The sequence below is a fragment of the Oleiphilus sp. HI0043 genome (assembly GCF_001634935.1).
Genome location: NZ_LWEY01001534.1, coordinates 1 through 25464, shown reverse-complemented (window position 1 = coordinate 25464; position 25464 = coordinate 1). Strand labels below are relative to the sequence as shown.

The following is a 25464-nucleotide window of genomic DNA, read 5'->3' as shown; positions in this document are numbered from 1 at the left end:
ACAGTCATGTATCTGGCGCCGATGTTTGATTTTTGTGATTACCAGCCTTTTTAGAATAGTCCGCTCATACAAGCCAAATAGCGCCTCAACAGGAAGCTGCAATCAGATTAAGCCTAGGATGCATTGGTCATCAAAGCTTTGATTAAGCCGCTGACACCAAAAATTGTGATCATTCGTCTAAGATTGTAGGCCAGGACATGCAAGTCCATTTCAATGCTGACCCCCTTAAATCTTCTGGTGAGTAGCTGTGTTGCGCCCATCCATAATTTAATTGTACCGAATGGGTGTTCGACGGTTTGTTGTCTGATCACCATGCTGTCAGGTTTGGACTCCAGAAGCTCGGTCATCTTTTCAATGCGACTAGCATGCTCCCAACGACGAATTGTTCGGGGAGTGGCTGTTTTGGTGCATTGGGTTTGCAGGCTGCAAACTCTACAAATTTTGACGCTGCAGTTATAGTTCCTATAAATCATGCCTTTATCTCTTGCTTGCCCTCTGGGTGTTAACGCTTGCTTGGCAGGACAAACGTACACATTTTGCTCGGCGTCATATTGAAATAGCGATTTATTGAAGATGCCTTTCTTTTCACTGCCTGACGTATCAAAATTGGGTACCAGTGGCGTCATCCCCGCATCTTGCGCCGCAATAATATCTTTGCTGCTAAAATAGCCTTTGTCGGCAAGCACGGTAATTTCATCATTCTTTAGTGCTGCTTGAGCCTGCTGGCCCATCCTGCATAATTGATTTCTATCGGTGGTATTGGTGACCTCATGAGCAACGATCAAGTGATGCTTACAATCCACTGCGCTCTGAACGTTGTAGCAAACCTTTCTCTCCATCGCGGTTGTTTTTAACAGACGCGAATCTGGATCAGTCATAGAGATTTGTTTGTCTGGGTGCGCTTCAACTTTCTCTTTGAGCTCCTTTAATTCAGAAAGACGCGCTTTTAGCCAAACCAGCTTTTCTTCAATGGGAGCGGTATCCGCTTCCTTTTCATTTAAGTCGACCTTGTCTAGCTGACTAAGGTAGCGAGCGATATGCTTTTCAACGCGTTCCATTGAGGCTTGGAGTTTTCTTGGCGTATAGTTTTTAGATTTGTTGTTAGATGCTTTGAATTTACTGCCATCAATCGCGACAAGCGCATCGCTAAACATGTTCATCTGACGACACAAATCGATGAACGTTCGACAGCACTGTTTAATCCCTTTACCGTTATTCTTCCTAAAATCTGCAATGGTTTTGAAGTCTGGTGCAAGTCTCTCAGTTAACCACATTAGTTCGATATTGCGGTTAGCTTCTCGCTCTAATCGGCGTGAGGATTGAATTCGGTTCAGGTAGCCGTAGAGGTATAACTTAAGTAGCATTGCTGGGTGATAATTGGGACGCCCTGTATCTTTTGGGACAACACCTTTAAAGCCAAGTTCGTTTAAGTCGAGCTCATCAACAAAAACATCAATCACTCTGACAGGGTTTTCAGTACTGACGAAGTCATCGAGGACTTCAGGGAAAAATGTCGCCTGAGATCGGCTTTTACCCTTAATATGGTGGGACATAACAGCTCACTTCCTTGTTTTTAAGCTGTTGAGAATTATACCAAACTTGTTAATTCGAAAATGATACTTGCGTATATTTATGATCTGCTCACAGCAAAAACTGAACCACAGTTTTCACACAGCCTGTGCTCTTTTCGTTAATTCACTAAACGCAAAGTTTGGCTGAATAATCCCTATCTGTATATGTCTTCTGAATGGCAGACTTGCGGACTTTTTTGCCTGTGGGTGTTGAATTGCTATGCCGAGTGCCCCATTTTCGTCTGTAAGATCGAATTCTGTCTATCACGACCTTTATCGCGCCAGATCGAACCTTTTGGCTACAAGTACGTAACAGTATACCATTCTGGACTGAGCCCTTTAATTGTCCATTTCAATTCGAATTGGCACCTATGGAAGCCTGTCATCACTCATCAGAGCACTAACGCGCTTACGCTCTGTTTCATCAAAGTGATAGGCCAACAGTTCAGAAATGGATTGCTCCTTATCTTGTTCACTTAAGCTAGAATCTAAGACAGTTTTTCGCTCAGCGGAAAAGCTGCTAAGTCTCTGCGACCATTGCGCTCGACGTTTGTCTAAATCGGCTAGCGCTGCCGCAGCCTCACTCCCTAGCATGTTCTCCCGCAGCTGATACACTTCGCTAACGGGCGCATTATCGGCTTTCATTTTTCTAACTTGTTCTGATAGCAATGCATGTTGCTGAGCGCGCTGCCTCGTTGCTCTAATGTCCTCTGGTAGTTCAAGGCTCGCTATCTCTATATGTTGTTGTTTTTCTGTTGCTGTTAGTGTTTCATCACTGTTGATTTTTAACTGCTGAATCAAGAACCTGTTCTGGATATCTTCAGAAGCAAAGAATGCTTCATATTCAACTTGATCAAAGAAGCGCTCTCTGTAGGTCTTAATCTCAGACTGCTGAGCTATCAGTTTATCGAGCATATTTACTCCCGAATCGTATACAACAAAACCCTGCTGAAGCTCCTCGATACCGATTTTGTAGTCAATATAACGTTTAAGTAGGTCCAGAGCTTGTGAACGAGCCGGCTCGCCTAGCTCTGCTTTAATAGTTTCTTGGATTGAAGCAATGACCTGCTCTAGTTCATACTCTCCAAGAGTAGATAGGAAGTATTCGAACATATCTTTAAGACCTTCATCAGCCAGCAAGTTCTGACTTTCATCAACACTTAAGTTGTGATTCACATCAGTTCCCGCGAGTGATGAAGAAGAAAGCGCTTTGATACCCTCCACTTCATAGGGTTTGTGATACAAAGACTCGTTAATTTTTCTGGCTTCTATCATAGTAACAGGCGCACTATCCGAGCCTATTTCTGCGTAACCAAAGTATTCATACAAAGCAATCGATACCACGAAAATGACTGCTATCGATGCAATCGACCCGGTTTTTATCGTCATAATAACCTCTTAAAAAAGTGGGGCCCATAGGACCCCAAAACGGCATTTCCAGTATAAGGTTGCCTGATTGCCCAAATTGGAAAGCACATAATTCTCTAGGAATCGTTTATAGGCCAGCCTTCTTAAGGCGGTTAGCATGTTTCTTAAATAAGGTCTTTGGATCAGTCTCGAACAATGATGTTAATCCTAAGACATGATTATTGGCATCAATGTGGTTCATGAAGTAATCATCACGAATAACCTGGCCAAAGTGAGATGCACAACGCCCGGTAATACCGTCGTTATCTTCACCTGAATCAAACGCTAAACCTGTGATGGCAAACAAGGTATCTGAAATATCCCCAACAGCAGTCAGATGACCTGTGCCGCTCCATGAATAGAGCTTGATATCTTCGCCATTGATCGTCACTTGCGAAGGCCCATTACCACACTCAGTTGTCGGTAAGCCATGCGTGTAAGTTGCATTGTATTGCGCTGCACCTTGAGCATTAAACTCTCCCAACATAGCGTAAATATCAGAGTCGGACTTTTTATTGTCTGATAATAAGTTAACTAGATCACCGACTGCATTAGCAAACGCGCCAAATAACGTTCCACGAATTGTTTCTGGTGGAGCTACATCTGTCACCAAGTCTGCAATAGGCGAACCAGTATGTGGCGTATGCATCGTAGTAACCGACGCAACAAGGTCAGGACGTGTTTCCATTACATAACGCGAAGTCATACCACCCTGGCTATGACCCATTAGGTTGAACTTTTCGATTCGTCCACCGGAACTTGCTTTAATTTCCTCAAGCTGAGCGATCAGCTCTTCACCTCGGCCCACAGAACTATCAAAAGCATTGATCTTAGCTACATAAGCTTCACCACCACGACTTTCAATAGCGCTCGGAATCTGATGCCAATAATCGACAATAGAAATTGAGTCGAAGGCAAATATTCCAGGTACTAACATGATTGGATTTTCTGTTTTCGTGTAACTAAAATAATCAGAAAAGAATCCTGCTTGTGTCGGAGCAGCTGCTGCACATGTGAGAGCAGCCGTTAATGCGAGTGTCTTTTTCATAGATATATCCTCAAATTTATTTTTATACTGAGTTAAATACCAGCCTTTTAAACACTGACACCAAGCCCTACTACTTCGCTTGTATAATCTGATACTCCCCTCGTTTTTCTATCACTAGTGAGTTTTGGTTCTCATAACTAACATGAAAAAGAGGACTATTTTCTTCAAAAGGCCTATCTTTAGCGTACACATGTACCGAGATCTAATAACAATGAACAAGAAGTCTCTCCTGTATCTATGGGAAGAACGAACGCTCTTTATTGGCAGGCTTGAAGAGCCACTGAACTTATCCCAAGGCGCTGCAACTCTGACCCTGTCACTGGGCGGTCCTATTAAAGTTGAGTCAAAAGATCAGAACATTTGTTTTGAAAGCACATGCGTATTACTAAAACCGGGCTGCTCTGTAACGATAGATACACAACATCAGGTCATCGCAAATTGTAATCTAGATGTTATGGGGCGGGACTTTAGCGCCTTATCCGACCTCTGCCGCGATATGGGCCAAGGGGTTTTTAGCGAGTTTGGCAACGAACAATTATTCAGACAGTCTGTTATTGATATTTACGACTCAGAACGCTCCACGAGCGAAACCAAATATGAGATTGATAGCCTATTCAAAACATGTGTAAAGAAGCCTTTTGACAGTGATAAACGCGTATCTAAGGTAGTCGATTTGATCAAGGATTCTATTGACACAAACCTATCTATTGAGAGTCTCGCTGATACAGTGAACTTGTCAGTACCTGGACTCACCAAAGTCTTCAAAAAACAAACAGGCGTACCCATACGCAGGTATCGTCAATGGCATAGGTTATTTGTCACCGCAGTCGAAATCAGCAGAGGAAAGAGTTTAACCGACGCCGCCATTGATGCGGGTTTTGTCGACCTATCTCATTGCACCCATACTTTTAATATGATGCTAGGCATGAAGCCGTCATATTTTTTATCCCAACCAGAGCGAATTATTGTGATGACTGAAAATAAGCAGCGCCTATCTTGTACAAAAAATTGAGCGAGTCAGACTCTAAAGCTCATAGTAATCAGTCGCCTCAGCGAGGGTTGGGACTTTCTGTCTACATGATGAGGTAGTTTTATATCACTCCCTGCTCACGCAGCCATTGCTCACTCCTAGCCATACCTTCTTCAAGGCTAACTTTAGGCTGATACCCTAGCTCTGCACTGGCCTTATCATGGATATATTTAGCACTAGGCCTCGATAGCATCGCAACGGTAGAAGGATTTAATTCTGTACGTTTACCGAAAAGATGAGCCATTCGCTCCGCGGCAAAAGCGATAGGATAAAGCAGCTGTTTGGAAAGTGTTCTTGCCGAGTCCAAACCTAACATTTTGGCTAAAAAAGAAAAATACTCCTGATTACTCACCTGCCCCATGCCTGATAGGATATAAATCTGTCCGATTGCCTTGTCTGAGTTCAGTGCCAAATAACAGCCCTCAACCAAGTCATCAATATACACTGGGCCGAACATACCTTCTTTCGGGGCGATGAATTTCTTTTGCTTCATCATGTCAATTGGCGTCACGGTCCAGGGTCGGGAGCCCGGACCGTAAACATCTGCAGGGCGGATAATGGTGGCATCCACTTTTCCTGCATTGTTGTAGTTCAGAACCAAATGTTCACTAGCCAGTTTGGAGTCTGAATATTTCTGACCGCAAGCCCTCAAGGCAGTATTTTCATCCATTGCTCCGGTGTGACTTAAGCCCAACGCGGCAACGGAGGAAAAGTGCAGAAAGCGCTTTTTGTTATCACACTTTGCCGCTTCATCTAATACAGTCTGCGTACCCAACACATTAACGCGCCAGGTTTCCTCTTCTGTTGCAGCATTAGAGACCACTGCAGCCGTGTGAATGAGGGTGTCACAACCAGCTAGCATGTCTCGCCATCTCTCTGGCTCAAATAAATCAGCTTGTATGATGTTTTGTTCCTGATTGGCACTTAGATCAATCCCACAGGTCTCGATACCTTTTTTATTTAGGCAACGCGCCAGACTTTGTGCGATAAAACCTTTTGCGCCGGTAATAAATACTTTCTTCATTGCGGCCTGCCTATTATTTTTGTTGTTTCAATACGTTTCTGACAATCGAATCAATATAGAAATTAACTAGCTTTACGGGAATCAGTCTGTTCATCCAATAGGTCATCCGGGCGAGCTTGCCTGGAATGATGTAAAAACGCTTCGATTCCAAGCCTTTCATAATATCGTCAATCGCATGCTCCAAGGTCAGTGCACCGGCTGTAAGTTTTAGCTTCAAGGTAACCGGGTGAATAGTTTTGTGTTCTTCATGCACCATCGGCGTATCAACTTCTGGCGGACAAATCACTTGAACCGCTACACCTTCAGGCGCCAGTTCGGTGCGCAAGGCCTGAGCTAAACCCACCACCCCAAACTTAGAGGCATTGTAAGAGGTATAGGCATAAGTACCGACCAACCCTGCCATAGAAGCCACCAAGGCTAACTTGCTAGGCACTTTGTTTTTCTTCAATAAAGGAATAGTCGCCTGAGCAAAGTTACGAGAACCAAAAAGGTTAACTGTCACAACAGTCTCAAACTCTTTAGCTGGTACAGCTTCAAATAAACCAGTGCGATTAATACCTGCACAATGCAAGGCTATCGTTGGTAATCCCACATGACACGCCGCTTCTGAAACTACTTTAAGCAGGCCATCCAGGTCTGTCACATCGGCTTCGTAATAGGCAATACCCTGACTGGAGTTATGCCTTAGATCCTCAATAAGCGATTTTGCCTGCTCATCAAACTTTAGATCGAATAAGGCCAGGTTGGCACCCGTTTTTACGTAGCGCCGTGCGATTTCCTGGCCAATGCCACTCGCTGCACCGGTGATATAAATCGTTTCTTGATTCATTAGTGTGCTGCCTCTGATTGTTGTTTTTTAGTAGTCATCGAAGCTTCCGGCGCGAAGGCATCCTCATCGATACAGAGTATCTTGGGTAGTCCCCTTCTATTGCATAAGCCGGTAGATTTGCATTACTAGAGCACACTTTACCGCCTTGGGTAAATACCATATCGCGTAAGAAGACCATGCAAGTGGGGCTAAGGAAACTAATAAAGCAGGCTAACGCTCCATACAACACAGTCTATATGAGACTAATAGCGACATTCAAAACCTGAGCGATTAAGAACACCACTAAAGAATCAGACCTCTACTAGCGCTTCTATCAAATACAGCTCTTTAATCTTCTCGGGCAACTCAATTATCTTTCTCGCTTCAAGGTCCATCCAGCCCACCACACAACGATGAACTGCCGATAGTTCACCATTGGCCTTATAGATATTTTGTAGCATCTGCACAGTTTTGGTAAAACCAGTTGGCTCACCTGGCTCCACTGTTACGCGCAACTCATCACCTATATTAACTTCGGCTTTGTACTCAGTCTCTTCCTTAAAAAGAACGGGGCCTACATTATGTTGCTTAAACCACTTCGCCGTCATACCGATCTCATTAAGAAACGCAACTCGAGTATGCGCACACAGATCAGAATAAGCAGAATGCCTCATATGCTGATTCGCATCACAGTCAGCCCATCGCACTTCAATAGTCTTTTCATATAACGCTTCAGTTTGCTTGCTCATAACGACCTCTTTACAACGAGCGATCAAAAAATTCGAGTTCAGTATGCAGGCAGAGAACACATAAATACAATTCATTATTATTATGTATGCTATGATTTTAAATCATACCAATAGCTGTGGGTTAGCCTTGCTCATGAATCTAGTCACACTTCGCCAGTTCGATCTGAATAGCCTTGTAGTATTAAAACTGTTGCTGGAAACAAAGCATGTCACACGGGCGGCAGAACAATTAAACCTCACACAATCAGCAGTTAGCCGAACCTTGGGTAAACTAAGAGAAGCCTTTCAAGACCCATTACTTGTGCGCTCTGGAAAAGGTTTATTACTGACTAAGAACGCTGAACAACTGCTTCCCTTAGTGAATCAGGCACTCGAGCAAATCAGTGTTTTACTTGACCCTATCGAGTTCAGCCCTAAAGATTACGAAGGTACCTTAAGACTTGCAACGACCGACTATGGCACTAATAACCTATTACCAAAATTAGTTCCGCTATTGCAAGAAGCCGCACCAAAGTTAAGTTTATCAACAGTTGATTGGCGCTCAAGCCTACTCACTGAGCTTGAACATAATCAGGTAGACCTGATGATTGGTGGCGTCACCTCTCCACCCGATAACATACACCAACGCATCGTTGCTCAAGATAACTACGCAGGCGTTATCAGGAAGTCTCATCCCTCTGAAGGAAAGATAGACTTACAAGAATATATTGGTATGAACCATATCGTAATTAGCTCCTCAGGCACCAGCAAAAGTCCGGTTGATGACTACCTTAAAAGCATTGGTCAACAACGAAAGGTCGCGCTCACGGTGCCACACTTTTTTGCTGCGCTGGAAATCATCGCCGCGACCGATTATATGATTCTGTTACCCAGTGGTTTTATTCGACGTTATGTCGACCAGGATAAGTTTACCGTCGTTAGCGCTCCTTTCCCCATTCCACCCTTAGAGATCGCCATGTTTTGGCACGCACGGATGCACCATGACCCAATGCATCGTTGGTTCAGACAGTTTATCTATGACAAACTTTATGCGCGGCATGATAGATATAAATAACCACATATCGAGACATATTCCTTGTATCACGTCAGTAAGAAACAATGCCGAGCAACTCACATTACTGGTCTAAATTTCAAAGTAAAATGATTTAGACACTGCTTAGTTAGGTAATAAATTCATGAAACATACTGTACTTTCTACCGTTCAATATTTGATGGTCACATTAAGTATTTTTTCTACGACCGTCTCTGCTGAGCTTGAAGCCTATCGAACTGACCTCCCTCCGGCCCTGGACGATAGCGGTTGGGACTTAATGCTAGAAAAAAATGGCATCAAGGTGTTTACCCGCGACTGGCCGGGCAGTGACTTTATTGCCTTTAAAGCAGAGCAAGTGGTGCAATCAAAGCTATCTAATATTGTTGCCAATTTCTCTGATATCAAGACCTTCCCTGAATGGGTCAAAGACATGGTAGACGCATATGAAATCGAGCCCTTTGACGATGAACGTTCCAGAAAAATCTATATGAGAATGGGTTTACCCTGGCCACTGGCTGACAGAGATATCGTCGCAGGCCAGCAACTAACACAGGAAACTGATTCAAAAGTCGTTCGAATTAAAGAATGGTTTGAAGGCGATGCTCTACCCAAAAATGAAGGTGTTATTCGAACACCTAAAGTTAATAATGAACTAGTACTGATTCCTGAAGGCAACGAGAAAACCAGAATCGTCTGGCAAGGGCATACTGAGCCGGGTGGTTTTATTCCGGCATTTATTGTGAACTTTCTATTGGAAGATGTCTTCTACGAATCTGTCTTAAACATGAGACATCGTTTTGAGTCACCTGAATTTCATAAGACTTCTGACTGGGTAATTAACTATAATGACTCGGGAACTGAAAGCTAAGAAAGATGGGATTGCGTTGCCTGTTGGGTTGATGGACTTAGAAGTGCTGAAGACAGACGCCTATTATCTTCTGTTTGATCCAACTTACGACCCCCATACCAATAGCACGCGTTTGCCCAATCGCTTCAATTGTCTCAAGCAATTCCTTCCAAATAACATCTAACCCAGAGTCACGACCAAAACTAAGCATGGGTAGATAACTTTCTGCTTGATTTTCTATCAGGTACAGCAAGTTGATAATAAGCCGATTGTGCTGTTCAATATTGTTGGTCACTGCTTTCTGCTGCCAACGAAACGACAGACGTTTCCAGTGAGTTGAGATACCTTCGAACAACTGATCCTCTATAATTAAGGGGTGGTCGTTCTCAATTACTCGCCACTGATTATCGACTCGTTGCTTCGCCTGCCTGACAGCATTATCTAAAGACCGATCACCATGAAGATAACCCGTCGTTAGGCCTCGATGTTGCTGAATGAATATAAGTAATACCTTTAAGTTTTTAACCAATCCAATATTGGTATACAAGGCCTCAATGTGCTTACGTTTTTTACTGCTCATCGCCTTAACACAAACAAGCACCCCAAGAATAATGGTGACGAACGCTATTAATAAACCTGACAAACTTTACTCCTTCTCTATACTAGCTTGTGAGCGTTCAGCGCGGTCTGCAAGATACTCTGCAACCTTAACTGTCTCATCTGCAATGACGGAATTGTCATTTGCCCTACCTAATAAAGCCTCAACATTTTCGGAGATTTCACGCGTTGCAATATTCTGTTGCTCCGTTGCTGTCGAAATCACGAGCATTTTGTTTGTAATGCTATCGATCATATTTGCGATCGTTCCCAAAGAGCCTTCAAGCTGGTTGATACGCGCAGCGTTATCTTCTGCAGCACGCATTACCTGACAAGACTTATCGGTAACGCCTACCATTCGTTTTTGCACATTATTGATGCTTTCGGTTATTTCATTAGCTGACTCTCTAGAACGAATTGAAAGACTTCGAACCTCGTCTGCGACCACAGCGAACCCTCGCCCATGTTCGCCTGCTCGCGCCGCTTCTATCGCAGCATTAAGCGATAGCAAGTTAGTCTGCTCCGATATATCAATGATGATTTTCGACATCGCTGCGACATTGTTGGTATGCTCCAACAACTCTGTAACCAGTACCTCACTTTCTTTAGATAAACCGACCATACGGCTTATTTCATTTGTGGCAGATTGGGCCTCAGCGATACCTTCAGTTGTCTGCTCACGCGAGCGTTCTATGTCGTCGTGAACATATTTGATTTGTGCCGCTACATCTTCCACACTCTGACTCAACTCAGTCACAGCCGCTGCTGATGAGGTAATCGAAGCCTTTTGCTCTTTTGCATTGGTTGATGCCGACAAGGCACTAATTGAGAGTTCTCTGGCCATATGAACAAACTCAGCAAAGTACTCCTCCTTGCTTTGTTCTGAGCGTTCATGGCTAAGTAAATAATCCTTGAAGGCTTTTAGGCTTTCATCTTTACCTAAACCCTCTAAAGGTAAATCGCGATACTGACTATCCGGAAGTTGAAGCAAATGCGCTAACTGCTGCAATGCCTGGGCAGAAGCACATTGCCAAAGCATCAAAGCAAGAGCAATGACACCAAGCAAGGCAATAAGCAAGGCATTCCAGGTAACACCTGAAATCAAAATGCTAGCACTCACACAGGCAAGGGACATGACAATAAAAACAAAATATGTTTAGGATAACGCCGAGCAGTAGACATAACTTTCTAGACCCATTCTTTTTCCTGATTTAAAGGACAATAAATGTCATCAACATCAAAGAAGGGGCAAAAGCCATGCCCACTAGTAAAATCACATCAAGGCAGACCACTTAACACGAAGCTAATCAATTGTTTTTATTAAGCAAATTAATATGTAACAAGATGTACGTAAGAAACAGAAATACAGGCGAGTGCTATTTAAAGTGCGACAAGGAAGAGTCACGCCCAAGCAAAGTGCAATGATTACTTGCAGAACTGAAGATGCAACGCAATGGTGCTAACAGACTAAAAAAGCCTGCGAGGTGAGCGGTGGCACAATTCTGAGAAAGTTAAAACTTTCCGTCCTAACTGAAAGGAAGAACGCGTGTTATAAGTACCGAGTTCCTTAGCGTTAGATAGCGCCTTAACTCTAATTGCATCAAGGGTTTCTTTGGATTCTATTAACCTAGCCATAGTGTCACCAATCTCTCATCAACAGTTTTTATGAACAACACTAGGTATTACGTCAATGTTTAGTATTTGGATCACATATTATGTGATCTATATTTGGTCATCTAGGTGTATCATGGGAGTCGTAAACAGTAGATAAGTAAAATATATAGATGTGAAAGAAGACAAACATGGACTCACTAACCCAAGCAGCACTAGGCGCCACTGTTGGCCATACATTATTAGGTAAACATATCGGCCGTACAGCTCCAATTATCGGGGCAATTCTGGGGACTTTGCCAGACCTTGACGTACTTATTCCTTTTGGGGGCCAAGTTGAAGACTTTACCTATCATAGAAGCTTTAGCCACAGTCTGATTATCCAGATCGCTGTGGCGCCCCTACTAACATGGTTAATACTGCACTTTCGCCCAAGCTATCGTCCAATATCCAAGCAATGGTTCATTGCGATTCTCGCGATTTTTTGGACTCACTCCCTACTCGACGCCTGCACCGTATATGGAACTCAATTGTTCTGGCCGCTAACAGAGCACCCCTTTGGCTTATCAAGCGTATTTATTATCGACCCATTCTATACGCTGCCGCTTTTACTTGCGCTGTTTCTCGCCTACAGGAATACTTGGATTTCAAAGAAAGCCACCATGATCACCACCTCAGCTTTCGCTATTTCATCGCTATACCTATGCTGGGGCGTCTTTGCAAAACATATCGCGGAAGAGAAAATTGCCACCGCTTGGCTCAATCAGAAAGGAACAAGCAAAGTCGTATCTACCATCAGTACACCTATGCCATTGAGCTCTTTCTTATGGCGAATAGTGATAGATGAAGGCGATCGTTACAGCATCTCACATGTGAGTATTTGGGAAGACACGAATACAATCGAATTTAAGACCTACCCTAAAGGCACCGAGTTATTAAAAGGCTTAGAAAGCCATTGGGATGCCCAACGACTGGTATGGTTTACCAAAGGTTTTTACAAAGCTGAAACTCGTGAAGATCGAATAGTCATGTCTGACCTAAGAATGGGCGTTGAAGGCGCTTATGCATTCAATTTCGCCATTGCAGAACAAGTAAACCAAGATACTCAAGTATCGACTATTTCGCCTATCAAAGCCATACGTGTCAACGATTCACTTGATTGGACAAAGCTTACATTACTGTGGGACCGACTTTGGGACTCAAGTGTTTCACTGCATCCGCAGCAGTAAAAGGGGACGGAGGGATTATAAAGTAATCAGTTAACGGATTTTTAGTTGGTACAGAACTCTGATTAAAAAAGAATCCCTCAGTCCCCTTAAAGCAGCTTAGTTGAATCAGAGCGCTACTTATTGGAATGTTATAGATATATTTAGCTAAATCCAGTAGTCGCCAATATGGTTGAAGATCCAGGTGATTATTATTGGTCAAGTTATCAGTGTAATGCTTTAGGTAAAGTATCAGGGTTATTGAACCCGCATAAAGAGTATTTGGCACTGGGCAAGTCGACTGATGAAAGGTTAAATAATTATAGAGAATTGTTTAGGCATCATGTAGATGAAGAAATGATCACAGATATACGCGAGGCGGTTAACAAGGGAATAGCGATAGGTAGTGAAGGGTTCAAGGAACAGATTGAGCGAAGGTATCATCGTCGAGTGGTTCCTGGAAAAGCGGGTAGGCCGAGGATTGAAGGTTGATTGGTAAATGTTACTCTGACCCCGATTACTCTTATTGATAACTGAGTCGTATCAGGTTACAATTCGGCTTATGATTCTATCATTTAAACACAAAGGCCTCGAGAAGTTCTTCAAAGCAGGAAAAACTTCAGGTATTCAAGTAAAGCACTCTAAGCGTTTAAAACTTATTTTAGGCCGACTTAATGCTTCTACTTCCCCAGATGATATGAATTTACCGGGGCTATTTCTGCACTCCTTATCTGGTAAGCGTTCAGATGTTTGGTCTGTTCGTGTTAGTGGGAATTGGAGGGTGACGTTCCGTTTCAATGGGGAACATGCAGAAATTGTAAATTACGAAGATTATCACTGAGGTGAAATTATGCTAATGCACAACCCTCCACATCCAGGCGAGATTATTAAAGAGCTTTGTCTTGAGCCTCTCGAGCTAAGTATCACTGCAGCGGCTGAAGCATTAGGCGTTAGTCGAAAAACACTCTCTAGTATTGTTAACGGTAAAGCAGGTATTAGCCCTGAAATGGCGGTGAGGCTTTCGATTGCGTTTAATACATCAGCTGAAAGTTGGTTGAATCAGCAAACACAATATGATTTGTGGCAGGCGGAAGCTAATCGAAGTGAACTCGATGTAAAGCCTTTAATTGCCGCCTAGCATATAAGACGAGTTAGATCTTGTAGACTTATGGGTGTATGTCCTGCCTTAAGTGCCTCTTGCTCTGCGAAAGTTTAGCGGTTCAGAAATACCAAGGAGGCACGTTGGAATAAAAAAATTTAGCAGCTAATGTGTGAATTCATGCACCACAACGATCCATCTCGCATTTTAGTAGGGCAAAAACCCCAACAATAAACTATGCCTTATTATTGCTCCTCACACTCAAACCCGCTAAGACCAGCGTCGTCCGTAGACCTTACAAACAGTAACAATCCTTAGTTACTCTGCGGCATAGTACTTGCTCCTCTGTAATACAAACACTCAAATTCATCGGCATTTCCAAGAGGAGCTTTGTCATGCGAAATATGCCTTGGGCTGAGAAACTAGACAGTACTCCCTTTATCGCCTTACTAACGATCATTACACTAACATCGTGGCTAATACAGCCCTCGTCATATTGGACCGTTTTTCTTATTGCTCTTTCTGGGCTCTCATCTATATTCCTGATCTATAAACGAAACCAGTTTTTTGCACCTCTCAAAGATGTTTCACGCTTACTTCAACAAAACGGTGTACAACACCGAGACCTCCCTCTCCATTCTCGATCTGGACACTCCGTCCTGGAAGCACTACGCCACTATTTACTCAATCAAGAACGCTCTGTTCAGCATAGAGACGGTTACTTTACTGAGTTTAACCATATGGCGAGTGAGTTATCGATCAGCGCTTCAACCTCGGCAAAAAATGCCATGGAACAAAAGCAGGCAATCTCCTCTTCGGCTGCAGCAGTCACTCAACTGAGTGCCAGCGTGAGCGATGTTGCAACGCAAGTTCGAGAAACCCATGCCGACATTGATACTTCACGTAAGCAAATTGCATAAGGGCGTGCCGAAGCGCAAAAAGCCTGCATTGAGATTGAGAAGATGACTGCCTTGTCTGAAGAAAGCGTCAAAATGGTGGATGTCTTGTTTGAGCAGTCAAACAATGTTGCAGCAATGTCTAACATCATTCGGGAAATTGCCGATCAAACCAACCTTCTATCTTTAAATGCTGCAATCGAAGCGGCACGCGCTGGTGAGCATGGGCGAGGCTTTGCAGTCGTGGCCGATGAAGTTCGAAATCTGGCAATCAGATCCCGAGAATCAGCAAACGATATTAGCGACAGTATTGAGTTATCTCACAAGCAGATGGGCAGTGTGAAACAGCAGGTCCATGATGTCGTCAGTAAAGCCAGAGAAAACTATCATAGCATCCAAAACCTTGAAGCCAATCTAGGTACCCTCGATAAAGTCGTCGATCAAATATGTGACAAGATTTCTCATATATCTACGACAACAGAGCAACAAAGCTACGCAACCAACGAAGTTGCTTTCAATGTTGAAACACTGCTATCACAAGCAGATGAGAATACAGCAATCGCTGACGAAACGGTTAATATCGCCAAATACCTGGCAAATAAATCAAGCCAATCAAAAGAACCAATGGAGAACAGTTTATGATCATTACCCTCTCCTTAGTCCTCATAGTCATTGCAAGTGTGCTGGTTTGGTTTAGTACCAATCGAAAAAAACATGCCGAAAAACTGGAACTTAAAAACTGTTTGGCGCAGCTCAATTCACTCAAAAGCTTATTGATTCAAATTCAAAAACATCGCGGCTTAACCACAGGCTATCTTCACGGTGAGAAAACATTACAAGCAGATATAAAAACCGTGAGAGCAGACGTTAACAAACTATGGGCATCATTAGTTAGCAATCACCCATCACTGACAAAAGACAAGTTATTTGAAGGTATATCAAGTCATTGGCAGCGACTTGAAACACGTGCCCTAACAATTGAAGCAAACAACAATATCGACCAACATAACCGACTCATCACAAATCTGCTCTATTTGATTGAAAACCAAACTGAAAAGAATAGTCTGCTCGTAGCATTATCTCGTGAAGCAGGCTTAGATGTAATATGGAAGGAGTTACTCGATACGATTGAATCAATAGGCCAAACCCGAGCCATCGGTATGGGTATTGTTTCCGAAGGAAAGAGTTCAGCTCTAGACCGAATAAAATTGAAGTACTTGAATGACCGTGTAAGCACTCAGTTTGAATCGCTAAATAAGGTTTTTCTTGAAAGAAAGCCCGGCGAAAAAAGAGTGATCATTCTAGATGATAAGCACTCGACCTCAGCGATTAAAAACGCTCAAACAAAAATCTCCGAACTACAGAGCTTTATCGAAACCAAGCTGCTCAATTCTTCGGTAGATAGTCGTTCAGGAGCAGATTTCTTTCAACTGGCGAGCGCAGCTATCGCACCTTTGAATGAGCTCTTTGACCTGGCATCCACTAAGTTATCAACGAGCATTGATTGATCAGGGTATTTCTAGCCATTTACTTAGAAAATTAATCGCACGTTCGCCAATTAGCACTCAAACCAACATAGAAACTTGGTGTTCCCTTATCGCTTCTATTCTAATAGAGCACTATTATTTAGGCCGTCTAGATCAGTCAAAAAGTGCTGCAAGCACCGAGACAGAGACTTAATTTAGGTCTGCCGCATAAGGCTTTAGCCGCTCCAAGGGAATGACTTCCAAGGCTTTTATGTGCGTTTTAGTTAAGTGAACTCTGGGTGCCATACCATCTTCTTGAGCTTGCAACCAACGAACCGCGCATAGACACCAGGTATCGCCGGGATTCAAGCCGGGAAAGCCGTATTCAGGCACTGGTGTAGACAGGTCGTTCCCTTTAAACCTGGAATATTCTAAGAAGTCTTTAGACGCTTCGATACAAACCGTATGTGAACCTGTGTCTGCTTCACAGGTATTACATTTTCCATCTCGATAATACCCTGTGACGGGGTCGCTTCCACATAGTTCCAAGACTTCGCCAAGTACATTTACTGATTCGTCCATATCCATATTGCTTCTCCGCTTACTAACTGTTTAAGCTTTTGACTATTGATGCATTCATCGCATTGAGCCTTAGTCTTCCAAATGTCTAACCGAATAATACATGGATATGTTGATAATGTTGCTTGTGCAATACGAATTTCTCTTACCATGCTTGTCTCTCAAAAAATAACCATAGCTTTCAACCCAGCCTATTGGCACAATCCACTCCCTAGATTAACGCGATACTGAGGTGTACATGCCATTTTCTAAGCTTGGATTAAGCGATCCCATTCTAAAGGCCATCACAGACAAAGGCTACACCGAACCAAGCCCTATTCAATGTAAAGCTATCCCAGCTATCATAGCTGGCAGAGATGTGGTCGCGGCATCTCAGACCGGTACAGGTAAGACAGCGAGCTTTGTGCTGCCATTGCTTGAAAAACTTAATGTTCCCTACAACTATCGCGGCAAGCGCATACGAGCATTAATTATTACCCCGACTCGTGAGCTGACTGAGCAAATTGAAGCCAATATTACGCAATACGGGAAGTACCTCAACCTAAAGTCAATGGCTATGTACGGTGGTATCGCTGCAGAGCCTCAGAAAAAGAGACTCATTGAAGGTGTTGATATTCTGGTCGCGACGCCAGGACGTTTACTTGAAATGGTCTATGACCGTGCAGTTCATTTTGACGAACTAGAAGTCCTGATCTTAGACGAAGCCGATAGAATGCTAAACATGGGTTTTATTGATGAGATCAATAAAATCATTGATCGCCTTCCGAGCGAGCGTCAAAGCTTGTTGTTTTCTGCAACCCTAACCGATGACGTACGCTTCCTCGCTAAGACGGTTAAAGACGAAGCCTTGGAAATCGCCATTTCGCCCGAGGCAACTGCCGCGACCACCATTGACCAGTGGTTGATTACGGTCGATAAAGATAAAAAGTCTGCGCTATTGAGTCATCTCATTATTGAGAATCAGTGGGATCAGGCGCTAATTTTTATTGAGAAAAAACATGGCGCTGCGAAACTTGCCGCTCAGTTAGGCAAACGAGGTATTCACGCAGAAGCAATTCACGGTGACCGTAGCCAAGCAATGCGAGCTAAAATACTGAATGATTTCAAATCTGGCGAAATTAAGTTCTTGGTGGCTACCGGAGTCGCTGCACGCGGAATTGATATTGGTAAGTTAAGCCGAGTGGTTAACTATGACCTGCCCTTTAAGCCTGAGGAATACATTCATAGAATTGGACGAACAGGCCGAGCAGGTGCCATTGGCGAAGCGATCTCATTTGTCTCAATGGGAGATTTTAAGAATCTTTGTGCAATAGAGAGCCGGCTAGGTCATATTATTGAGCGAAAAGAAATTGAAGGCTTCCCTGTGAGAAAAGTCGTGCCCGTATCTATTTTAAATTACGTACCGAAGAATAAGCGACCAGCGAATAAAAAGACTGAGCAGAAAAAACAGGACTCCCCAAAAAAGAAGATTAACCGCAATAAGCCCAATACAACGAGCACCAGCGCTAAGCGCCCTGCAAAGACCACAAATAAAACCATATGGGGTGATAGATAGTGCGCTATAGCCATTTGCCCTATAGCGCACTCGACTAAGCACAAAGGGTTCTTGGCCTAACACCTTTCGCAGCGTTACAATGATGATTCACTCGCTTTTATGGAGGTGCTTGTTATGTCTATTGCTCCTAGAATCGAAGCTCACTTGTCGCGCGTTGGCGTGCACTACGACCTCATTCAACACCCTGAATCTCATACCAGTTTAGCTAGTGCCAGACTTGCTAACGTGCCAGCCAAACAAATGGCAAAAGCCGTTATCACCCACGATGGCGATAACTACCGACTCTGTGTCATACCTGCAACACATCAGCTTGTTCCTGATCTGCTCAACCAGCATATGGGCAAGGCCTCGCATTATCGCTTGGTCGATGAGTGTGAACTCAAAAGCTTATTTGATGATTGCGAAGAAGGTGCGGTTCCTGCACTAGGCCAAGTCTATGGCTTACCAGTAGTTTGGGATAAAAGCTTGGAAGAGATGCCTAGTATTTACTTTGAAAGTGGCGACCACCATAACCTGATTCATGTTAACCATGGCGCATTTATGCAGCTCATGGGGCTTCAGGAAAATGATGTGATTAGTTGCCCGACAGAGTTTTATGAGGCGAGAACGCAGTTAATACACTAGTTTGTAGGCAGAGTGTTCCGACCCTCGCTGATCAACCCTGTGCTAGCCGGCCTGCGAGCCGTGGAAGGCTCTGTAAACACATTGAACCACCGAGAACACAGAGCGCTTCGCTGCACAGAGTAAAGATCAACCTTAATAACTCTTATATGTCTTCTCGGTGGAGGCCCTATGCCGCTCGGTGTTCTCGGTGGTGAATAGTCTTTAATGTTTTGACCTTTGAGGAGGCAGAGGGTTGCATCCCTTATCTGGACTCCCCGTGCTAGCCCGCATGCGAGCCACGAAAGGCTCTGCATACAGAAACACGGGGACTGACTCTAAATGCTACTTCTTAGATTTAGCTTCTTTCAATGCCCATGCGCCAACTGCTAGCATTGCCATCACGGCCAAAGAAACTTCCATTAAGCCCATATGGCTCTCGCCCACGTGCGCCTGCCCTGATGCATGCATACCTTCGTGAGCGAGTGAGGCAAGGCTCACCATCATCATGGCGATTAAGGCACTTGCTTGTGTCATTAAGGTTTTCAATTTCATTGTGTTCTCCTAAGTTAGTCTAATTCTATTCTAAGTCGTCAAGCACTCAAACCACGGCTTTTGCAGGTGGAATTTCTTTGGCCTCAAGCATGCCTTCGCTAATAATGAAATCAATAATTTTGTCTAGACCTTCAGCTTTCTTAAGGTTTGAGAAAACAAAAGGACGTTCACCGCGCATCTTCTTTGAGTCCTGATCCATTACGTCTAGCGAAGCACCAACAAGTGGAGCCAAGTCTATTTTATTGATAATCAACAGATCGGACTTAGTAATGCCTGGGCCACCTTTACGTGGAATCTTATCGCCTGCTGATACATCAATCACGTAGATAGTTAAGTCCGATAGTTCTGGGCTAAAGGTCGCACTAAGGTTATCACCGCCACTTTCTACAAAAACGACATCGAGCTCTCCATGGCGCTTCATCAGCTCATCAATCGCAGCCAAGTTCATTGAGGCATCTTCACGAATCGCGGTATGTGGACAGCCACCCGTTTCAACACCCAGGATTCGGTCTTCATCCAAAGCTTCGTGACGCGTCAGGAATAAAGCATCTTCCTGGGTATAAATATCATTGGTTACCACTGCAATATTGTAGTGATCTTTTAATGCTGCACAAAGTGAGCGCAATAAGGCGGTTTTACCTGAACCAACAGGGCCCCCGACACCGACTCGTAGCGTTTGTTTTTTTGCCATTGTTATATCCTATATTTTTCGTCATCCCCGCGCAGGCGGGGATCCATTGTTTTAATTCCCCCTAAGACCTTAGATTCCCGCCTTCGCGTGAATGACTATAGGGGACGTGATCGTAAGCTTTTCAACTAAGAACGGAAAAGCCTTGAGTATTGCTGTTCATGTAAGGCGCTGGCTATGGCCAATCCGGGTAGACCACCGCCTATTTTGTCTTCATCTATTTGTTCAGCCAAAGCAATCGATTCTGCAATCTCTGGTTGAAACAAGGTCAGCATTTGTTGAGCTTGAGTCTGACCCAAAGGCACCATTTTAGTGGCCCCTGCCACCTGGTTTTCTAGCCATGACCAGACAAAACCATTGGCCGCATCTTCAAAAACGATTCCCCACTTTTGCGCCGCATAAGCGAATAAGGTCGCAAAGCTGTGTTCTTCGCCTTCCTGAGTGACGCATTCTGGCAAGTCAAAATCCAAGCTTTTCAAGAGTCGCAATAAAGCAGCGCCCATTGCCGTATCTGTTAGCCGTAGTTCTTTCGTTTCCCGGGATGCGATCGATAAATCATTAAGAAACATAAAACGCTGCCAGTCTTCTTCAGCCGTGCTTTCCATGGCACCACGTAAAATTGGCAGATCGACTTTGGCCAGGCTTTCTCGCATTTGAAGTCGAATCCAGGACTCGGCATCGTTGAAGTTTTTTATCCAACGACACTCTATTGCATACTCCATGCCTTGCGAAAAGGCATAGCCACCTACCGGTAGGCTAACCGAGCTTAACTGCAGCAAACGTGACAGGGCTAAAGGATTACTCATTCGTGCGAATGTCCATCATGAGAATGACCGTGTGAATGTGAGTGCCCACCCTTGGAATATGCACCAGACTCAGGAGCGAACACTTCTCCTTCATGTGTCACCACTAAACCCAGTAAGTGCAGCATTTCTTCCAAGACGTGGTCAGGCTTAATTCTCAACCAACGCTCACCCACTTCAATTTTTGTATGGCGGTTACCCAAATGATAACAGGCACGCGAGAAAGTACGCCAGTCTTCACAGCTGGCATGCGCGACAGACTCAACAGCACCTTGAACCTGAATAATTTTTCCGCACTCAGACTTGAGATACTCTCCCACCAATAGAGGCTTGCCACGCTCTAGAAAGACACGTACATCAACACCGTTTTCACTCGTTAATTTAAGCCTTCCTCTATCACGCTGGTCCGAGTCTAGCTTGACGACTTCTGAAACCTCTTCATGACAATGCGTGCCGAGTCTTTCGTATACTTCTAACATAATCTTCCTTTTTTGAAGGCCTTATTTACCCTCGAACTCATCGGCTTCGACCTTGTCGGACTGAAGTCCGACCTACCATGCTAGTACATAGCCTGTAGGTCGGGTTTTAACCCGACTGGTCGGTGCCTAAATAGCGTTTAAAACAATGTGTACAATTGCGCCAATGGCAACTCGTCTGCCGGTTCACAAGTTAGCAACTCACCATCCGCTCTAACTTCATAAGTCTGCGGATCTACGGTGATCTCTGGCTGCCAATCATTCAACACCATGTCTGACTTACGAATAGAGCGCGTATTCTTACAAGCACTCAGGTTTCGGCTAAGACCAAGCGCCTCGCCAATATCGTTCTTCAAAGACGCTTCTGAGACAAAGGTCACTGAGGTTTTCGCCGCTGCTAAACCTTGCGCACCAAACATTGGTCGATAGTGTACTGGCTGAGGTGTTGGAATCGATGCGTTAGGGTCCCCCATGGGTGCTGCAGCGATCATTCCGCCTTTGATAATCGTAGAGGGTTTGATGCCAAAGAAGGCAGGCTTCCATAACACCAAGTCGGCCAATTTACCTTTTTCAATCGACCCGACCTCATGAGAGATACCGTGCGCGATCGCAGGGTTGATTGTGTATTTAGCTATATAGCGACGTGCTCTAAAGTTGTCGGCATCACAACCTGAATCTTCTGGCAACAAACCAAATTGTGTCTTCATCTTATGAGCGGTTTGCCAGGTTCGGGTAATCACTTCCCCGACACGTCCCATCGCTTGGGAGTCGGAGGAAATCATACTGAAGGCACCACGGTCATGGAAAATATCTTCGGCGGCAATCGTTTCTTTACGGATTCTTGAGTCAGCAAAGGCAACATCTTCAGGAATAGAACTATCTAAATGGTGACATACCATCAGCATATCCAGGTGCTCGTCAACCGTGTTACGCGTGTAAGGGCGTGTTGGGTTGGTAGATGAAGGCAATACATTCGGGTAAGCACAAGCACGAATGATATCAGGTGCGTGACCACCACCGGCACCCTCAGTGTGATACGTGTGGATCACGCGGTCTTTAAACGCACCAATGGTATCATCGACGAAGCCTGATTCATTCAAGGTGTCGGTATGGATTGCAACCTGAACATCATATTCTTCTGCTACGGATAAACAGCAATCAATGGAAGCTGGCGTGGTTCCCCAATCTTCGTGGAGCTTCAAGCCGCAAGCGCCTGCATCGAGCTGTTCTCTTAGGGCTTCAGGTAAACTTGCATTCCCTTTACCCAAGAAGCCAAAGTTCATGGGCATTTGGTCGGTGGATTGCATCATCTTACCGATGTACCACGGTCCAGAGGTACAAGTTGTGGCGTTAGTACCGGTTGACGGGCCGGTGCCGCCACCAATCATTGTGGTCACGCCTGACATTAAGGCTTCTTCAACTTGCTGTGGACAAATAAAGTGAATATGAGCATCAATGCCGCCAGCAGTAAGGATAGAGCCTTCACCCGCGAGTACATCTGTGCCAGGGCCAATCGCAATATCAACACCGTCCTGAACATCCGGGTTTCCGGCTTTGCCAACACCGACGATACGACCGTCTTTGACACCAACATCACCTTTAACGATTCCCCAGTGATCAAGCACCAAAGCGTTGGTAATCACTAGGTCGACAGTATCGGCACATGAGCGCTGACTTTGCCCCATGCCATCTCGAATCACCTTACCGCCACCAAACTTCACTTCTTCGCCGTAGGTGGTGTAATCCTTCTCCACTTTGATCCAAAGATCGGTATCGCCTAAACGAACTTTATCACCCACCGTTGGACCGAACATTTGCGCGTAGGCTTTTTTATCCATCTTAGTCATCTTTTCTCTCCTCAGCTCAAAGCTATAGCGCGCCCATTACATCACCACGGAATCCGTAGACCTTACGGTCACCCGCATAAGCCACCAGCTCTACTTCCCGGCCCTGTCCAGGTTCAAATCTTACCGCCGTGCCCGAGGCAATATTTAAACGAAAGCCTTTGGTCTTGTCTCGATCAAAACTTAAAGCTAAATTAGTTTCAAAAAAATGATAGTGAGAGCCGACCTGAATGGGTCGGTCACCGGTGTTTTCAACACGCAAGCTTAATGTCTCACGCCCTGCGTTCAGTTCAATATCGCCCTTGGCGACTTGGTATTCTCCAGGAATCATACTTGTCCCCTTATCAATAGATATTCGTTCATAGTTGTGTCATTCCTGCGTTATCCCCTAACTAACCCTCATGGATCCCGGCTTAAGACACCACCGCCCCGTAACCCCCGTCATTCCCGCGGTCACTTGAGCAGGAATCCATCTTCGTCGATACCCCTTGCTAGCCCTCATGGATCCCGGCTTAAAACACCACCGGGATGACAGTTGTGAGTGTTACCACCGGTGTGACTATGTGAGTGTCACTAACGGAATAAAAAGGCCAATTAATCGACTTATGAAATCGGGTCGTGAACGGTGACCAGTTTAGTTCCATCAGGAAAGGTCGCTTCGACTTGCACTTCATGAATCATCGAGGCGACACCGTCCATTACTTGCTCTTCAGTCAACAAGGTTTTGCCGTAGCTCATTAGTTCGGCAACCGTTTTACCGTCTCGAGCGCCTTCAATAATTTCCATTGTCAGGTAGGCCATGGCTTCGGGGTAGTTTAATTTTAAGCCTCTGTTCAAGCGTCTTTCAGCCAGCAACGCGGCGGTGAAAACCAGTAGCTTATCTTTCTCTCTAGGTAATAGTTCCATAATTCACTCTTATATAATCTGACACTTAAGTTAACCAAATTCTTGGTTCGGTGGCTTTGCGCCCCGATAGCACTGGACGAACCAATGCCCATGCTTCGCCTAATAAATTTCTTGCTCGTTCAGTGCAGTTACCGAGGTATCTGACGGTTAGAAACTCACCTGTCATGCTTAACGCTAGCAAATCATCTCCTGGCATACCACTTTGTTTGATAAGCAATGCCTCAAGCATGGTTTCATGCTCCGCACTATCGATAGTTTCGTTGAAGGGCCCAGCAACAAATAGTGCATTAACGGGCTTTTCTTGAAGTCCACCCGTTCCATGTAAAACGGATGTGTCACCTGGCGCTAAACTGAGGGCTTCATTGAAACGAATACGGCCTTGCTGCCATATCTGCAAGCGCTGCTCGCAACTACCGTCTTCGAACGCCAAGTTATTCGCCGGTAAGCCAAAACAAGTGACCTCCCAAGCCATTACCTTAGCACCTTCTGCCAGTTCAACTTGGGTATTCATACGTGCATGAGACTTAGGGAAAAGAATAGTTTCTAGCGGTAACCATTCCAACACGGCGTCGCTTTCGACTCGCAAGGTCATATTTTGTGTTTGAACACCCGAGTCGTCGCGAGCCTTATAGACTCTACCCGCGCCGGGCGTAGTGATGAGTGCCTCACTGCCAGATTCAACCTGTATGTCGATATCTAGGGTATCACCAGTTACCAAGCCGCCCGGCGGGTGCAGCAAATAAGCGTGCGCACAGTCAGGGCCTTCAGGGTAAAACGCTTTTTGAACGTAAAGCGGACCTTGATGTTCACTAGCAACCAAGCGTGTACCACGTGATCGTTGCGCAAAGCGTAAACGCAGATAGGCCTGCCACTGACCGTGGTCAGAAACAATGTCTTCAATGAGTGTTGGGTCGAGTGCTTGGTTCATTTTTGTTATTCATTTATATTTTTGATTCTTGTCGTCTAGAAAACGTCATTCCAAAGTACTCCGTCATTCCAAAGACCCCCGTCATTCCAAAGACCCACGTCATTCCAAAGACCCCCGTCATTCCAAAGACCCCCGTCAT

The 25464-nt window shown here is 44.6% G+C and carries 29 protein-coding genes; 12 read left to right on the top strand and 17 right to left on the bottom strand.

What is annotated here, in order from left to right; genetic code table 11:
* Positions 1-113: 113 nt before the first annotated feature.
* From A3729_RS23005 to A3729_RS22995, 3 genes are all read right to left on the bottom strand, one after another.
* Positions 114-1553 (bottom strand): IS1182 family transposase, encoded by a 1440-nt coding sequence (locus tag A3729_RS23005; RefSeq protein WP_068634318.1) that lies wholly within the window; start codon positions 1551-1553, stop codon positions 114-116.
* Positions 1554-1940: 387 nt separating this feature from the next.
* A complete protein-coding gene (locus A3729_RS23000) occupies positions 1941-2960 on the bottom strand; it encodes a lipase secretion chaperone (protein WP_068516043.1) in 1020 nt (339 codons plus the stop codon).
* Between the two features lie 106 nt (positions 2961-3066).
* Positions 3067-4026 carry a triacylglycerol lipase gene (locus A3729_RS22995; RefSeq protein WP_068516041.1) on the bottom strand — a complete coding sequence of 320 codons (960 nt, stop codon included), beginning with the start codon at positions 4024-4026 and terminating at the stop codon, positions 3067-3069.
* A 211-nt stretch (positions 4027-4237) separates the two neighbouring features.
* Here A3729_RS22995 and A3729_RS22990 point away from each other — a divergent pair, with 211 nt between their 5' ends.
* Positions 4238-5038 (top strand): helix-turn-helix domain-containing protein, encoded by an 801-nt coding sequence (locus A3729_RS22990; RefSeq protein WP_068552958.1) that lies wholly within the window; start codon positions 4238-4240, stop codon positions 5036-5038.
* 79 nt (positions 5039-5117) lie between these two features.
* Here the strand turns inward: A3729_RS22990 and A3729_RS22985 are convergent, their stop codons facing one another.
* The 3 genes from A3729_RS22985 to A3729_RS22975 form a co-directional block, all read right to left on the bottom strand.
* Positions 5118-6080, bottom strand: a complete 963-nt coding sequence (locus A3729_RS22985; protein ID WP_068516034.1) for an NAD(P)-dependent oxidoreductase — start codon at positions 6078-6080, stop codon at positions 5118-5120.
* 13 nt (positions 6081-6093) lie between these two features.
* Complete coding sequence (locus A3729_RS22980; protein ID WP_068516032.1) at positions 6094-6909, bottom strand: SDR family NAD(P)-dependent oxidoreductase; 816 nt, start codon at positions 6907-6909, stop codon at positions 6094-6096.
* Positions 6910-7199: 290 nt separating this feature from the next.
* A complete protein-coding gene (locus A3729_RS22975; RefSeq protein ID WP_068516029.1) occupies positions 7200-7637 on the bottom strand; it encodes a thioesterase family protein in 438 nt (145 codons plus the stop codon).
* Between the two features lie 133 nt (positions 7638-7770).
* Here A3729_RS22975 and A3729_RS22970 point away from each other — a divergent pair, with 133 nt between their 5' ends.
* Both A3729_RS22970 and A3729_RS22965 read left to right on the top strand, forming a co-directional pair.
* Positions 7771-8691, top strand: a complete 921-nt coding sequence (locus A3729_RS22970; protein WP_156508895.1) for a LysR family transcriptional regulator — start codon at positions 7771-7773, stop codon at positions 8689-8691.
* 121 nt (positions 8692-8812) lie between these two features.
* The gene (locus tag A3729_RS22965) at positions 8813-9538 is read left to right on the top strand and encodes an START domain-containing protein (RefSeq protein WP_068516025.1); all 726 of its coding nucleotides are present in this window, start codon (positions 8813-8815) and stop codon (positions 9536-9538) included.
* Between the two features lie 37 nt (positions 9539-9575).
* On the opposite strand, the gene A3729_RS22960 is transcribed toward A3729_RS22965, so the two are convergent.
* Both A3729_RS22960 and A3729_RS22955 read right to left on the bottom strand, forming a co-directional pair.
* Positions 9576-10160: a hypothetical protein gene (locus tag A3729_RS22960; protein WP_068516022.1), complete on the bottom strand. Its 585-nt coding sequence runs from the start codon at positions 10158-10160 to the stop codon at positions 9576-9578.
* Between the two features lie 3 nt (positions 10161-10163).
* Entirely contained in the window at positions 10164-11234 is a 1071-nt protein-coding gene (locus tag A3729_RS22955) for a methyl-accepting chemotaxis protein (protein ID WP_197475994.1), read from the bottom strand.
* 682 nt (positions 11235-11916) lie between these two features.
* Between A3729_RS22955 and A3729_RS22950 the strand changes: the two genes are divergently transcribed.
* The 7 genes from A3729_RS22950 (at position 11917) to A3729_RS22920 (ending at position 16433) form a co-directional block, all read left to right on the top strand.
* Positions 11917-12954, top strand: a complete 1038-nt coding sequence (locus A3729_RS22950; RefSeq protein ID WP_068516016.1) for a metal-dependent hydrolase — start codon at positions 11917-11919, stop codon at positions 12952-12954.
* A gap of 165 nt (positions 12955-13119) precedes the next feature.
* On the top strand, positions 13120-13422 hold the full coding sequence (locus tag A3729_RS22945) for a transposase (protein ID WP_068516012.1): 303 nt from the start codon (positions 13120-13122) through the stop codon (positions 13420-13422).
* A 70-nt stretch (positions 13423-13492) separates the two neighbouring features.
* Positions 13493-13771: a type II toxin-antitoxin system RelE/ParE family toxin gene (locus A3729_RS22940; protein ID WP_068512971.1), complete on the top strand. Its 279-nt coding sequence runs from the start codon at positions 13493-13495 to the stop codon at positions 13769-13771.
* Positions 13772-13786: 15 nt separating this feature from the next.
* Positions 13787-14068, top strand: a complete 282-nt coding sequence (locus A3729_RS22935) for a HigA family addiction module antitoxin (RefSeq protein ID WP_369808245.1) — start codon at positions 13787-13789, stop codon at positions 14066-14068.
* Between the two features lie 356 nt (positions 14069-14424).
* Positions 14425-14949, top strand: a complete 525-nt coding sequence (locus A3729_RS22930; protein WP_068512980.1) for a hypothetical protein — start codon at positions 14425-14427, stop codon at positions 14947-14949.
* Positions 14950-14991: 42 nt separating this feature from the next.
* Positions 14992-15567, top strand: coding sequence for a methyl-accepting chemotaxis protein (locus A3729_RS22925; RefSeq protein WP_068512983.1), 576 nt, complete (start codon positions 14992-14994; stop codon positions 15565-15567).
* Positions 15564-16433, top strand: coding sequence for a nitrate- and nitrite sensing domain-containing protein (locus A3729_RS22920; protein WP_068512986.1), 870 nt, complete (start codon positions 15564-15566; stop codon positions 16431-16433). Before A3729_RS22925 ends, A3729_RS22920 begins: the two co-directional genes overlap by 4 nt.
* A 168-nt stretch (positions 16434-16601) precedes the next feature.
* Here the strand turns inward: A3729_RS22920 and A3729_RS22915 are convergent, their stop codons facing one another.
* Positions 16602-16979 carry a DUF2237 family protein gene (locus A3729_RS22915; RefSeq protein WP_068510255.1) on the bottom strand — a complete coding sequence of 126 codons (378 nt, stop codon included), beginning with the start codon at positions 16977-16979 and terminating at the stop codon, positions 16602-16604.
* Between the two features lie 229 nt (positions 16980-17208).
* Between A3729_RS22915 and A3729_RS22910 the strand changes: the two genes are divergently transcribed.
* Both A3729_RS22910 and A3729_RS22905 read left to right on the top strand, forming a co-directional pair.
* The gene (locus tag A3729_RS22910) at positions 17209-18525 is read left to right on the top strand and encodes a DEAD/DEAH box helicase (protein ID WP_068512989.1); all 1317 of its coding nucleotides are present in this window, start codon (positions 17209-17211) and stop codon (positions 18523-18525) included.
* A gap of 114 nt (positions 18526-18639) precedes the next feature.
* Positions 18640-19149 (top strand): aminoacyl-tRNA deacylase, encoded by a 510-nt coding sequence (locus tag A3729_RS22905; RefSeq protein ID WP_068512992.1) that lies wholly within the window; start codon positions 18640-18642, stop codon positions 19147-19149.
* A 321-nt stretch (positions 19150-19470) separates the two neighbouring features.
* On the opposite strand, the gene A3729_RS22900 is transcribed toward A3729_RS22905, so the two are convergent.
* The 8 genes from A3729_RS22900 to A3729_RS22865 all read right to left on the bottom strand — a co-directional run bounded on the left by A3729_RS22900 (position 19471) and on the right by A3729_RS22865 (position 25325).
* Positions 19471-19680, bottom strand: a complete 210-nt coding sequence (locus A3729_RS22900; RefSeq protein ID WP_068509676.1) for a hypothetical protein — start codon at positions 19678-19680, stop codon at positions 19471-19473.
* Between the two features lie 46 nt (positions 19681-19726).
* Positions 19727-20371 carry an urease accessory protein UreG gene (gene ureG, locus A3729_RS22895; protein ID WP_068512995.1) on the bottom strand — a complete coding sequence of 215 codons (645 nt, stop codon included), beginning with the start codon at positions 20369-20371 and terminating at the stop codon, positions 19727-19729.
* Between the two features lie 125 nt (positions 20372-20496).
* On the bottom strand, positions 20497-21174 hold the full coding sequence (locus A3729_RS22890) for an urease accessory protein UreF (protein WP_068512998.1): 678 nt from the start codon (positions 21172-21174) through the stop codon (positions 20497-20499).
* Positions 21171-21650, bottom strand: coding sequence for an urease accessory protein UreE (gene ureE / locus A3729_RS22885; protein WP_068513002.1), 480 nt, complete (start codon positions 21648-21650; stop codon positions 21171-21173). The genes A3729_RS22890 and ureE overlap by 4 nt, the downstream gene beginning before the upstream one ends.
* 137 nt (positions 21651-21787) lie before the next feature.
* Complete coding sequence (gene ureC, locus A3729_RS22880) at positions 21788-23494, bottom strand: urease subunit alpha (protein WP_068513006.1); 1707 nt, start codon at positions 23492-23494, stop codon at positions 21788-21790.
* A 22-nt stretch (positions 23495-23516) separates the two neighbouring features.
* Positions 23517-23822, bottom strand: coding sequence for an urease subunit beta (locus tag A3729_RS22875; protein ID WP_068634317.1), 306 nt, complete (start codon positions 23820-23822; stop codon positions 23517-23519).
* A gap of 272 nt (positions 23823-24094) precedes the next feature.
* Positions 24095-24397, bottom strand: a complete 303-nt coding sequence (locus tag A3729_RS22870) for an urease subunit gamma (RefSeq protein ID WP_068512141.1) — start codon at positions 24395-24397, stop codon at positions 24095-24097.
* 25 nt (positions 24398-24422) lie between these two features.
* Complete coding sequence (locus tag A3729_RS22865; RefSeq protein WP_068634316.1) at positions 24423-25325, bottom strand: urease accessory protein UreD; 903 nt, start codon at positions 25323-25325, stop codon at positions 24423-24425.
* Positions 25326-25464 lie beyond the last annotated feature (139 nt).